The following is a 12,750-nucleotide window of genomic DNA, read 5'->3' as shown; positions in this document are numbered from 1 at the left end:
TAATTTCTTTATTTTTTTAGTACCCAGGTGTCTTTTGATCCACCTCCTTGAGATGAATTGACTATTAAGTTTCCTTTCTTTAATGCTACACGTGTCAATCCGCCTTTTAAAACAAATTCTTTGTCCTTGCCAAGTACTGTAAATGTTCTTAAATCTACGTGTCGTTGTTCAAAAGACTCAGAGTCGTCTATATATGTTGGGTGAACGGACAAGGACATTATAGGTTGTGCTACATATTTTCTTGGGCTTGCCTTGACTTCGGCCTTAACCTTTTCTATTTCTGATTTGGTCAACCTATTTCCTATAGAAATACCATAACCGCCAGCTTCATCTACAGGTTTGATCACTAATTCATGAATATGCTCAAGAACATATTTTAATTCATCTGGTCTACTGCAGTGGTAGGTGTGGACATTGTTTAAAATTGGTTCTTCATTTAGGTAATATTTAATGATCTTTGGCATGTAGGTGTAGACCGCCTTGTCATCTGCTACACCGGTGCCGGGCGCGTTAGCAAGAGTCACGTTTCCTTTTTTATATGCAGCGAACAGGCCTGGTACGCCTAAAACAGAATCTGGGTTAAACTCTAATGGGTCTATAAATTGATCGTCTATTCTTCTATAAATAACATCTACCTTCTCCGGTCCCTTTATGGTCTTCATGTAAACAAAATCATTTTCTACAAAAAGATCTCGGCCCTCTACCAATTCAACTCCCATAGTTTTGGCCAAGTATGAGTGTTCATAAAATGCCGAGTTGTACATACCTGGTGTTATGACTACTACATTGGGTATATCCACACCTTTGGGTTTTACAGACTCTAGGAGTTCTAATAAATTTTCGGCATAATTGGTAACGGTGTGTGTTTGGTAGTGGTTGAATACCCCAAATAGGGCCTTTTTAAGTGCTGTGCGGTTACATATGACATAGCTTACGCCAGAAGGGCATCTAATATTATCTTCAAGGACATAATATTTACCGTCCTTATGTTTAATGACATCCGTGCCGGATATGTGGTTGTAAATGCCGCCAGGCGGATTTATTCCGTTCATCTGATCTAAATAGTTGGCAGATGACGTTATCAAATCTATAGGAACAATATTGTCTCTTAATATTTTTTTATCGTGATATATATCCCAAAGAAATAAGTTAAGAGCCTTGCTTCTTTGTATAGACCCGCGTTCTATTATGTCCCAATCCACGGGGTCGATAATTCTAGGAAATAAATCGAACGGAAAAATCTTTTCTTGAACATTCTTATCGCCATATACTTGAAAAGTAATACCCTGATTGAAAAAGGATGATTTTGCCTTGTTGTTCAAAGAAACATAATCGTTAATGGAATGTTCGCCATAAAGGTTGAACAGTTTTTGATATACCCCCTTTATTTTTCCGTTCTTATCATAGATTTCATCATATAGGTCTGGGTTTCTTTGATAAGAAGAGAAAATTTGATTTTCAATATTGGTCATATATATTCTTTTGTAAAAGGTACAGGATAAAAAGCAATAAACAAATGGCATTTCTGTAATAATCGACAGTAATTTTCTTTATTCTATAATTATTCTGTAGGTTTTTTAACAAGAATGATTTTTATAATTTAGTTAGTTGCTCTTGTTTTTGGTTCGTTAGTTTTTCAATACTTTTAAGCAAAACTTATAGAAAATGAGAAAAAACTACGCACTTTTTTTAGGGTTGGTACTACTGTCCTTTAATATGTTGTTTGCACAGTTTAACGACCAAAAGAAAAATTTTGTAAAGTACGAGGGACTTTATGATTTTTATTACGACGCTAACACTGATAAGATTTTTTTAGAGGTAGATAATTTAGAAGAAGAATTCTTATATGTGTATGCTTTAAGTAGCGGCATTGGTAGTAATGATATTGGTTTGGATCGTGGTCAGCTTGGCGATGAGCAGGTGGTATTTTTTAAAAAAGCCGGTAACAAATTACTTTTGGTTCAGCCTAACTTAAAGTATAGGGCAATTACCGAAAATGAATTAGAGCGTAAATCTGTTGAGCAAGCATTTGCAAAATCAATATTGTTCGGTTTTCCAATAATAGAAGAGAAGGACGGTAAATATATAATTGATATCACCGATTTTTTAATGCAAGATGCCCATGGTGTGTCTAACCGATTAAAAAGAACCGAGCAAGGTTTTTATAGTCTGGATAAATCTAAAAGTGCCTTTGCTTTAGAAAGGACGAAGGCATTTCCTAAAAATGTTGAGTTCGATGTTACGTTGACATTTAAAGGTCAGGCAACAGGTAGTTATATAAGGAGTGTTGCACCCAATGCAGATCTGGTTACCGTTGCAGAGCATCATTCTTTTATAGCGTTACCTGATAATAAGTATAAAAAAAGAGTGTTTGATCCTAGGTCCGGTTCATCTCCTTTTAGCTATTATGATTATGCCACCCCAGTGGAATCTAATATTTTAAAGCAATTTATTAGAAGGCATCGTTTAGAGAAAAAGAACCCTACTGCAGCGGTCAGTGAGGCGGTCGAGCCTATTATTTATTATTTGGATAACGGCACGCCAGAGCCTGTTAGGTCTGCACTTTTAGAAGGTGGCCGTTGGTGGAACCAAGCTTTTGAAGCAATTGGCTATAAAGATGCTTTTCAAATTAAAATGCTACCCGATGATGCCGACCCCCTAGATGTTAGGTACAATGTAATACAATGGGTACACCGCTCTACAAGAGGGTGGAGCTATGGTAGTAGTATAACAGATCCCAGAACTGGTGAAATTATGAAAGGTCATGTTAGTCTAGGTAGCTTGAGAATACGACAAGATTTCTTGATTGCCCAGGCATTGATGAATAGACCTTTTGCGGAAAGAGATGATAATTACCAACCAATGTTAGAAATGGCCATTGCACGTATTCGTCAATTATCTGCTCATGAAATTGGTCATACCTTGGGTTTTGCCCACAATTACGCGGCAAGTACAACCGGTAAATCATCGGTTATGGATTATCCGCATCCACAATTTACCTTAAACGATGGTAAGGTTGAATTTTCTAAGGCATATGAAGTAGGCATAGGAGATTGGGACAAGGTTACGGTTGCTTATTCCTATCAAGATTTTAACGATGGTGAAAATGAGCAGGAAGGTTTGAATAAAATTCTAGATAAAGCAAAAGCGGACGGATTACGATATATAACCGATCAAGATGCACGCCCGCAAGGTAGCGCACATGTGTTGGCACACCTTTGGGATAATGGTACAGATGTTAGCAAAGAATTAGATGATATGTTAAAACTGCGCAAGGTGGCTATAAACAATTTCTCTGTTGATAATATTAAAGAAGGTACACCGTATTCCGTTTTAGAAGACGTATTTGTTCCGCTTTATTTCTTTCATAGATATCAAACGGAAGGTGTAGCAAAGGTTATAGGCGGATTAGAATATAATTATGCAATAAAAGGTGATGGGCAAGAAGTTGTAGCTATTGCTGGTAAAGAGATGCAAGAGAAGGCATTAAGAAGTGTTTTAAAAACTTTAGACGCAAATGAATTGGCCATACCTAAGGATAAGTTAAGCTTGTTTCCTCCAAGATCTTTTGGTACTCCCCGTAAAAGAGAGTCTATAAAAGGTAAAACAGGAGTTTCTTTTGATGCATTGTCTGCGGTAGAAACTGCTTCGGATATGACCTTGAAGTTTTTATTGCATCCAGAGAAAGCTTCTAGGCTTATTCAGCAAAAAGCTATTGATCAAGGAAATTTAGGATTAGATGATGTGTTTAATAAATTAATAGCATCGACTATTAATAATAAACAGAAAGACGCATATTTGAACGAAGCGCAGACTATTATTAATTTTAGGGTATTGCATCATATTATGAACTTGGCAGGGCACACCAATGTGCATCCACAGGTAAATGCAATTGCATCTCAAAAATTAACGGAATTAAGTGCTCTGTTGGAAAAAGATTCTGGGACATCTGCTATAAGTGCGGAAATGGTTAGGAGGATTAACTCTTTTAGGGCACGCCCAGAATTGTTCAAAGTGATACCTTCGCCAAAAATTCCTGATGGGTCGCCAATAGGAACAAATTGTTTTCATTAATTCAATCTTTACATTTTATTTATGCTTATTAATCTTATCAGTGATACGGTAACGAAACCTACACCAGGTATGTTAGATGCAATGATGTCGGCAGCTGTTGGTGATGATGTATTTAAAGAAGATCCAACGGTAAATGCGTTAGAGGATAAAGCGGCCAAACTTTTTGGAATGGAGTCTGCATTGTTTTTTCCTAGTGGCACTATGACCAACCAAACGGCCATAAAATTGCATACTCAACCTGGTGAGCAATTAATTTGTGATAAATACGCACATATTTATAATTATGAGGGTGGCGGAGTAAGTTTTAATAGTGGGGTCTCATGTCGCTTGGTAGATGGGGACAGAGGTACAATGAAAGCGGCACAAGTGGAAGCTTCTATTAACCCGCCAGATTTTTACCATAGTCCGTTATCTACTTTGGTCTGTGTAGAAAATACCGCTAATAAAGGTGGTGGTACTTGCTGGGATTTTAAAGAGCTTGAAAAAATAAGAAAGGTTTGTGATGATCATAAATTAGGATTTCATTTAGACGGGGCCCGTTTGTGGAATGCCATGGTAGAAAAAAATGAAACTACGTTACAGTATGGACAGCTATTCGATACTATTAGCGTTTGTTTAAGTAAAGGCTTGGGTTGCCCAGTTGGCTCTTTATTATTAGGGACCAAAGAGCAAATGGATAAAGCGCTTCGTATTCGTAAAATTTTTGGTGGTGGTATGCGCCAATCCGGATTTCTGGCGGCGGCGGCAATTTATGCCTTAGATAATCACGTAGAAAGATTAACGGAAGATCATAAAAAGGCAAAAGAGATAGGTGTTGCGCTGTCTTCCAAATCTTTTATAAAAAAAGTGGAGCCTATTGAAACCAATATCGTCATTTTTGAGATTGATGAGTCTTTTATGTCCAGTGATCAGTTTGTAAATAGATTAAAAGAAAAAAATGTTTTAATCATAAGTATGGGGCAGGGTAAGTTAAGAATGGTTACCCATTTAGATTATACTGATGATATGCATAATGAATTATTGATGATATTAAAATCTATTTAATATCAATGTCAATACTGTTAGATATATTTAAAATACCGTTTTCCATACCGGCTTCAGAGGAGTAAAGTCCGCTGGAGCCAATTATTTTTCCATCGGTATTTTTTAATTCAATTAAAAATTTGCCATCCGTGTTTGTTCTGCGCTCAAACAATTTACCGTTGCTGTTCTTTAAAAATTTCACTTCTTTTAAAGCGCTATCTATTTCGTTTTCAGTACTAAATGAAACGCTCTTTAATAGTGTATTGCCATTTTCAGATTTTAAAATAAACTGATATAGCCCATCTTCTTTTTTATCTATTTTGATCATCTCATTAAAGATAATTAATATTTTCTCTGCTTTTTAGTGACTTTTTAAATAATACTGTGTCTTATCTATTGAGAGGTTGATTCATTAACTTTTGATTAAGAAAAAGCTTTTAAAAAGTAGGGCTTTTCTTATTGAAATGTTAAAATATTAACATAAATTGCCAAATATTAATTATTAAAAAAATCCTTATCAAAATGAAAAAAGTATTATTCCTAGCAGTTGCATTTTCAGCGTCGTTTGCAATGGCCCAAGATTTGCCTTCAAATCCAGAGCCAGGTAAATGTTACGTGCGTTGTACAACTCCAGATGTTTATGTAAATGAAACTACTACGATTACAACAAATCCGTCGTACAAGATTTTAAAAACGATTCCTGCTACTTTTAAGACAGTGACAGAACGTGTATTAGTGAGAGAAGAAGAAAAAGTACTTACAGTGGTTCCTGCTAAGTGGGGAACAGAAACGGTAACGTATGTATCTAAAGGAGGTGGAAATTCTTTACAGGTGATCCCTGCTTCTTTTTCTCCTAGCACACAAACATTAGAAATAAAACCAGCTTACGCTCAATGGGAGTTAGGTGTTGCCGCTCCTGATTGTGAGTCTGGAAATCCAGATGATTGTAGATACTGGTGTTACAAAGGGTATCCAGCACAATTTGAGACAATTTCAACTCAGGTTCTTGCAAGTGATGCTTCAACAACAAGTACTCCATTACCTTCTAAGAATGGATCGTACACTAAATCAGTATTGATTTCTCCTGCTACTGTTGTAGAGAAAATAATTCCTGCTGAGTACAGAGAAATTACTAAAACCGTATTGGATAAAGATGCTTATACTGTTGAAGAAATAGTTCCTGCAAAAACTACGACTATTACAAAAGAAGTTTTAAAAGAAAAAGGTGGTTTAACTACATGGAAAGAAGTAGAATGTGCATTAGTTGAGTACCAAGCTTTACCTATCAACTGGGATTCTGGAAGTGCTACGTTAACTTCTCAAGCTAAAAGTATCATAGATAACAGATTGTTGCCTGTATTAGCTCAAAACCCAGGTGTTAAAGTTGAATTAGCGTCTCATACAGATTCTCAAGGTGGTGCGGCTTCTAACCAAGATCTTTCTGAAAGAAGAGCTAAAGCTGTAGCAGATTACTTAATCTCTAAAGGTGTTAACTCTAGTCTTTTAGTGGCTAACGGTTACGGTGAAACTAAATTATTGAACAGATGTAGCGACGGTGTTTCTTGTACTGCAAGAGAGCACGCTGTAAACAGAAGAACTCAATTTAGATTAATTAATAACTAATTATTAGGTTATTTAGTGAAGAAGGGCTTACAACAAGTAAGCCCTTTTTTTATGCCTTATAACTACCATTCTAGATGTATGATTTTTACTTTACGATTCATTGTAATCAGTAAAGTTTAATATGTGCTTTAAAGAGTCTTCGTTACTAATATTTAGGTTGTCAGGATAATTTTTATTGCTGAGGTTCCAAGGGTTGGTTTTAATTATAAGAAATGTAATCAGTAACAATGTTTGTAATCAGAGATATGAGAAATAATAGGAGTGATTAACTTTTTAATTTCATTGAAAGGATATACGCCTAGGCTTGCCTCGAATTTAATAATTTAATTTCTTTGAATACCTCTGGGCTTGCCCTTAGGTGTTTTATCTAGCTATTTAAAAAGACTGTTATGTATTTACCTAAACGTTATGTTTTATATGGGTTACAGTGGTATTTAAAAATAAAAAGGGCTTACATCATGTAAGCCCTTTTTATTTTTAAATGAATCTTATTACTTGTTCTTCTCTAAAAGTCTAAGGTGAGAATCTACAACACCGTTCATGCTATAACCGGATAATTTATCTAATTCATTTCCTTTTGCATCTATAATCTTGAATAACGGAAATACTTTTTTCTTATTTAATTTTGTTAATAAGGCTTTATTGTGCACCATTTGTTTTTCTGATATTAAATCTCTGTTTCTGGGTACATCTATATAAAGTAATATGTAATTATTGGATAGTTCTTTAAACTCTTTAGTGTCGAATAAATCTGTTTTAAGCATTTTACAAGGCGGGCACCAATCACTACCGGTAAAGTAAACCAAAACGTTCTTGTTTTGCTTTTTTGCTTTTGAAATGGCAGTATCATAATTAGTTAACCATTTAGAATCGTCTACGCTATTGAAATCTGCTTGAGCCGAAGCAAAAAGCGGAATCATGAATAATAAAATAAAATACTTCATAATTTATATTTTAAAGAGTATCTACAAATAACTTGCCAATCTTACTTAAATAACGAATCCATCCCAGGAATATTGGGCATTCCGTCTTTGGCAACTGCAGCTAATTCTGTTTCGTTTACGTTGGTTGCGTTCTTTATAGCTTTGTTCAAAGTAAGTATTAAATAATCTTCTAATTGCTCTTTATCTTGCAAAAGACTGTCATCTATTACTATTTTCTTGACTTCTCTATTCGCTGTAATTGTCACAGAAATTAAACCATCGTTAGATTTTTCTTCTAATGAAACTTTATCTAGTCTTTTTTTAGTTTCTTCTACTTTTTTTTGGGTTTCTTTGAGTTTTCCCATCATACCCATCATATCTCCGAACATAATTTCATTTTTATTTTAGGTTGTAAAAATAATAAAAATAGAGGCATTTTAGTTTTTAACGGTAATAAAACGGGGGTCTGTTAAATAGTCTTATTTTTGCCATCTTATTTTATAATGTAGTTTGTATGAGTGTTAAGCATCCGCCAAAGGCGCAAAAAGTTCCGAAAGAATTGGTTATTCATGATGATGTTCGGGTAGATGATTATTATTGGTTGAACGATAAGGAGAATAAAGATGTTATTTCTTATCTAGAAGCAGAGAATGAGTATTATAATGCTATAACAGCGCATACTAAAGATTTTCAGGAAGATTTATTTCAGGAAATGAAAGGTAGGATCAAAGAAGACGATTCTTCTGTTCCTTATAAATTGAATGATTACTGGTATAGTACCAGATATATTATTGGTGGTGAATACCCTTTATACTCTAGATTTAAATATAATCTAGATACTGAAGAGGAAATCATGTTCAATTGCAATGACATGGCTAAAGGCTATGATTACTTTAGTCTTGGAGGTATAGCCATTAGTCCAAATAATAAAATGGCTGCTTTTGGTGTGGATACTGTTTCTAGAAGGCAATATACCCTACAGATTAAAAATCTTGAAACAGGTTTGGTTTTAGAGGATAAAATTGAGAATACAACAGGAGGTGGTGTCTGGGCAAATGATAATGAAACCCTGTTTTATACTCGTAAAGATCCGGTTACCCTTAGATCTGACAAAATTTATAAACATAAATTAGGTACGCCTACATCTGAAGATGTATTGGTTTTTCAAGAAAAAGATGATACGTTCAGTACATTTATTTATAAAACCAAATCAAAAAAATTTTTGGTAATTGGATCATTTAGTACCTTAACTTCAGAATTTCAAATTCTTTCAACGGATACGCCTGATGGTGAATTTCAAATGTTTTCACCTAGAGAACGCGGATTGGAATATACCATTTTTCATTATGACGATAGTTTCTTTATATTAACGAATAAGGATGATGCGGAGAATTTTAAATTAATGCGTACATCTGAAGACAAGACTTTTTCTGGGTATTGGCAAGAATTCATTCCGCACAGAACAGATGTGCTTTTAGAAGATATAGATATTTTTAAGGAATATTATGTGCTTTCAGAACGTGAGAACGGTCTTAATAAAATAAGAATTATTCGTTGGGACGGTGCGGATGAATACTATTTACCTTTTGAAAGTGAAACATATACTGCGTATGTAGGTAGTAATCCTGATTTTGATACAGAGGTTCTTAGATACTCGTATAACTCTATGTCAACACCAAGTTCGGTCATTGATTTTAATATGCGTACCAAAGAAAAGGAAATCAAAAAAGAACAAGAGGTCCTTGGTGGTCTGTTCCACAAGGAAAATTATAAGGAAGAACGTTTGTGGGCAAGCGCCAGGGACGGGGAAAAAATACCGATGTCCCTTGTTTATAGAAAAGATACGGTCATAAATGAGAATACGCCAATTTTACAATATGCATACGGATCTTACGGGTCTACAATAGACCCGTATTTTTCTACCGTAAGATTAAGTTTGTTAGACCGCGGATTTGTGTTTGCTATTGCTCATATAAGGGGAGGGGAGTACCTAGGTCGTAAGTGGTACGAGACAGGAAAACTGTTGAAAAAGAAAAACACGTTTACAGATTTTATTGATTGCTCTAAATATTTAATTGAGCAAAAAATGACCAGCGATAAGCATTTGTATGCAATGGGCGGATCTGCAGGTGGTCTGTTAATGGGTGCAATTATTAATATGCAACCAGATATTTATAACGGTGTTATTGCTACGGTACCTTTTGTAGACGTTGTTACTACTATGTTAGATGATTCAATACCGTTGACTACTGGGGAGTACGATGAGTGGGGCAACCCCAATGACAAAGTATATTACGATTATATGAAGTCATATTCTCCTTATGATAATGTTACGGCTCAGGCATATCCTCATATGTTGGTAACAACGGGCTTACATGATTCTCAAGTACAGTATTTTGAACCTGCAAAGTGGGTCGCTAAGCTTAGGGAGTTTAAGAATGATGACCAATTATTGCTATTAAATACAAATATGGATGCAGGTCATGGCGGTGCTTCGGGTAGGTTTGAGTCTTTGAAAGAGGTTGCAAAAGAATATGCATTTCTTTTAGATTTGGAAGGTAAAATCGCATAGTGGAAAAAAAACTGTAAATTTGCTACGGAAATTTTAACGATTTCCTACAAATATTAATTAAACATTGATATCCCCCTTATGAAAAATGAGATCAGGGCTTACAACAATATATTAGAGCTGGTCGGTAATACACCACTAGTTAAGTTGAATAAAATAGCAGAAAACCTTACCGGTAATTTTTACGCTAAGGTAGAAGCATTTAATCCGGGTCACTCTTCAAAGGACAGAATAGCGATTCATATTATTGAGCAGGCAGAGAAAGCAGGTTTACTTACGGAAGGCAGCACAGTAATAGAGACAACTTCGGGAAATACCGGCTTTAGTATTGCAATGGCAAGTATTATAAAAGGGTACGATTGTATTCTAGCGGTAAGTTCAAAGTCATCTCCAGATAAAATAGATATGCTACGCTCAATGGGTGCAAAGGTATATGTATGTCCGGCTCATGTAAGTGCAGATGATCCAAGGTCATATTACGAAGTTGCAAAAAGGTTGCATAAAGAAACAAAAGGTTCTATTTATATTAACCAATATTTCAATCAGTTGAATATGGAAGCCCATTATAGATCTACTGGTCCAGAGATTTGGGAGCAGACTGGTGGGCAAATTACACATCTTATTGCCTGTAGTGGTACAGGTGGTACAATTTCTGGAACGGCACGGTATTTAAAGGAACAAAACCCGAATATAAAGGTTATTGGTGTAGATGCTTATGGCTCTGTCCTAAAAAAATATCATGAAACCGGTAAATTGGATACCAATGAGATTTATCCTTATAGAATAGAAGGTTTGGGAAAAAACTTAATTCCCGGTGCTACGGATTTTAGTGCTATAGATGAGTTTATTAAAGTTACCGATGCTGAAAGTGCACATACAGCTAGAGAAATTTCTAGAACTGAAGGTATTTTTGTAGGGTATACCAGTGGTGCGGTCATGCAGGCCATTAAACAATTGAATGAATTGAACACCTTTGATAAAAATAGTAATGTAGTGTGTATTTTTCCTGATCATGGTTCTCGTTATATGAGTAAAATATATAGTGACCAGTGGATGGAGGATCAAGGTTTCTTGAATACGCAAACGGTGGAAGAAACACAGGAAATTCAATATATTAAGTAATTTTTTTAAGATATAATTGTAAATAAAGTGGGTTTATAGCCCACTTTTTTGCGTTATAAATAATTTATGTTCTTTTATCAAAATTATTTACTTTTGCAGACAGATCCAAATTAAACAATGAAAGACTTATTTGATAGAATTTTAGCGAATAAAGGCCCTTTAGGTAAATGGGCTTCACAAGCAGAGGGTTACTTCGTGTTCCCTAAATTGGAAGGTCCTATTTCTAATAGAATGAAATTTCAGGGAAAAGATGTTATCACCTGGAGTATCAATGATTATTTAGGCTTGGCGAATCTTCCTGAGATTAAGAAGGTAGATGGTGAGGCTGCAGCTGAATATGGTTCTGCATACCCAATGGGAGCAAGAATGATGAGTGGTCATACAGAGTTTCATGAGCAATTGGAGCAGGAATGTGCTGCTTTTGTACAAAAGGAAGCTTCTTATTTGCTGAATTTTGGGTACCAAGGTTTTATGTCTGTAATAGACGCCCTTGTTACTAAAGATGATATTATAGTGTATGATGTTGATTGTCATGCTTGTATAATTGACGGTGTGCGTTTGCACATGGGTAAACGTTTTACTTTCGTTCACAATAATGCAGAGAGTCTAGAAAAGAATTTAGAGCGTGCTACCAAATTGGCAGAACAGACCGGTGGTGGTATTTTGGTAATATCCGAAGGTGTTTTTGGTATGCGTGGCGAGCAAGGTATACTAAAGGAAATTGTTGCTTTAAAGGAAAAATTCAAATTTAGGTTGTTGGTAGATGATGCACATGGTTTTGGTACCTTGGGTGAGACCGGCGCCGGTGCAGGCCAAGAACAAGGTGTGCAAGATGGTATTGATGTTTACCTAGCAACTTTTGCTAAGTCTATGGCAAGTATTGGAGCTTTCGTTGCCGCCGATCAAGAAATTATTGATTATTTAAAATACAATCTTCGTTCTCAAATGTTCGCTAAATCATTACCTATGGTTTATGTGAAAGGTGCTTTAAAGCGCTTAGAGATGTTACGTACCCAACCAGAGCTTAAAGCTAAACTGTGGGAAAATGTAAATGCGTTGCAGAACGGGTTAAAAGAAAAAGGATTTGACATTGGCACAACTACAAGTTGTGTTACTCCGGTTTATCTAAATGGTAGTATACCAGAGGCTATGGCCTTGGTAAAGGATTTACGTGAAAACCATGGTATTTTCTGTTCTATAGTAGTATATCCGGTAATACCTAAAGGTCTTATACTTTTACGTTTAATACCTACCGCTACCCACACGTTACAGGATGTAGAAGAAACATTGCAGGCTTTCTCTTCTATTAGAGAGCGTTTGCAGAATGGAACTTATAAAAGATTATCTGCCGCAGTTGCGGCCGCAATGGGAGAGTAAATTCTTATTGTACCGAATTGTAAAAGCCCGAAATCTAAT

General features: G+C 35.5%; 10 protein-coding genes. 6 read left to right on the top strand and 4 right to left on the bottom strand.

The features are described from left to right. Nucleotides 1-8: 8 nt before the first annotated feature. A complete protein-coding gene (locus PXC01_RS14535; protein WP_276473017.1) occupies nt 9-1,472 on the bottom strand; it encodes a circularly permuted type 2 ATP-grasp protein in 1,464 nt (487 codons plus the stop codon). A 193-nt stretch (nt 1,473-1,665) separates the two neighbouring features. Between PXC01_RS14535 and PXC01_RS14530 the strand changes: the two genes are divergently transcribed. Then, nucleotides 1,666-4,074 carry a zinc-dependent metalloprotease gene (locus PXC01_RS14530; protein ID WP_276473016.1) on the top strand — a complete coding sequence of 803 codons (2,409 nt, stop codon included), beginning with the start codon at nt 1,666-1,668 and terminating at the stop codon, nt 4,072-4,074. A gap of 21 nt (nt 4,075-4,095) precedes the next feature. Next, a complete protein-coding gene (locus tag PXC01_RS14525; protein ID WP_276473015.1) occupies nt 4,096-5,118 on the top strand; it encodes a threonine aldolase family protein in 1,023 nt (340 codons plus the stop codon). Here PXC01_RS14525 and PXC01_RS14520 read toward each other — a convergent pair. Continuing rightward, a complete protein-coding gene (locus PXC01_RS14520; RefSeq protein ID WP_276473014.1) occupies nt 5,111-5,425 on the bottom strand; it encodes a YegP family protein in 315 nt (104 codons plus the stop codon). The two genes, PXC01_RS14525 and PXC01_RS14520, sit on opposite strands and share 8 nt — an antisense overlap. Before the next feature lie 194 nt (nt 5,426-5,619). Here PXC01_RS14520 and PXC01_RS14515 point away from each other — a divergent pair, with 194 nt between their 5' ends. Then, nucleotides 5,620-6,720, top strand: a complete 1,101-nt coding sequence (locus PXC01_RS14515) for an OmpA family protein (protein WP_276473013.1) — start codon at nt 5,620-5,622, stop codon at nt 6,718-6,720. A gap of 491 nt (nt 6,721-7,211) precedes the next feature. On the opposite strand, the gene PXC01_RS14510 is transcribed toward PXC01_RS14515, so the two are convergent. Beyond that, nucleotides 7,212-7,664, bottom strand: a complete 453-nt coding sequence (locus PXC01_RS14510; protein ID WP_276473012.1) for a thioredoxin family protein — start codon at nt 7,662-7,664, stop codon at nt 7,212-7,214. 41 nt (nt 7,665-7,705) lie between these two features. Further along, entirely contained in the window at nt 7,706-8,032 is a 327-nt protein-coding gene (locus tag PXC01_RS14505; protein ID WP_276473011.1) for a YbaB/EbfC family nucleoid-associated protein, read from the bottom strand. A gap of 125 nt (nt 8,033-8,157) precedes the next feature. Here PXC01_RS14505 and PXC01_RS14500 point away from each other — a divergent pair, with 125 nt between their 5' ends. From PXC01_RS14500 to capB, 3 genes are all read left to right on the top strand, one after another. Next, nucleotides 8,158-10,215, top strand: coding sequence for a S9 family peptidase (locus PXC01_RS14500; RefSeq protein ID WP_276473010.1), 2,058 nt, complete (start codon nt 8,158-8,160; stop codon nt 10,213-10,215). A gap of 78 nt (nt 10,216-10,293) precedes the next feature. Next, entirely contained in the window at nt 10,294-11,334 is a 1,041-nt protein-coding gene (gene capA / locus PXC01_RS14495) for a cysteate synthase (protein WP_276473009.1), read from the top strand. 117 nt (nt 11,335-11,451) lie between these two features. After that, entirely contained in the window at nt 11,452-12,711 is a 1,260-nt protein-coding gene (capB, locus tag PXC01_RS14490) for a cysteate-C-fatty acyltransferase (RefSeq protein ID WP_276473008.1), read from the top strand. The last annotated feature ends 39 nt before the right edge of the window (nt 12,712-12,750 follow it).

The organism is Maribacter huludaoensis, assembly GCF_029350945.1.
GTDB classification, from domain to species: domain Bacteria; phylum Bacteroidota; class Bacteroidia; order Flavobacteriales; family Flavobacteriaceae; genus Maribacter; species Maribacter huludaoensis.
This window is presented reverse-complemented; position numbering and strand designations above follow the sequence as displayed.

What these genes read in the sequence shown, in the direction of transcription:
- PXC01_RS14535 (WP_276473017.1), bottom strand. Translation starts at nt 1,472, where the DNA reads ATGACCAATATTGAAAATCAAATTTTCTCTTCTTATCAAAGAAACCCA.
- PXC01_RS14530 (WP_276473016.1), top strand. Translation starts at nt 1,666, where the DNA reads ATGAGAAAAAACTACGCACTTTTTTTAGGGTTGGTACTACTGTCCTTT.
- PXC01_RS14525 (WP_276473015.1), top strand. Translation starts at nt 4,096, where the DNA reads ATGCTTATTAATCTTATCAGTGATACGGTAACGAAACCTACACCAGGT.
- PXC01_RS14520 (WP_276473014.1), bottom strand. Translation starts at nt 5,425, where the DNA reads ATGATCAAAATAGATAAAAAAGAAGATGGGCTATATCAGTTTATTTTA.
- PXC01_RS14515 (WP_276473013.1), top strand. Translation starts at nt 5,620, where the DNA reads ATGAAAAAAGTATTATTCCTAGCAGTTGCATTTTCAGCGTCGTTTGCA.
- PXC01_RS14510 (WP_276473012.1), bottom strand. Translation starts at nt 7,664, where the DNA reads ATGAAGTATTTTATTTTATTATTCATGATTCCGCTTTTTGCTTCGGCT.
- PXC01_RS14505 (WP_276473011.1), bottom strand. Translation starts at nt 8,032, where the DNA reads ATGTTCGGAGATATGATGGGTATGATGGGAAAACTCAAAGAAACCCAA.
- PXC01_RS14500 (WP_276473010.1), top strand. Translation starts at nt 8,158, where the DNA reads ATGAGTGTTAAGCATCCGCCAAAGGCGCAAAAAGTTCCGAAAGAATTG.
- capA (WP_276473009.1), top strand. Translation starts at nt 10,294, where the DNA reads ATGAAAAATGAGATCAGGGCTTACAACAATATATTAGAGCTGGTCGGT.
- capB (WP_276473008.1), top strand. Translation starts at nt 11,452, where the DNA reads ATGAAAGACTTATTTGATAGAATTTTAGCGAATAAAGGCCCTTTAGGT.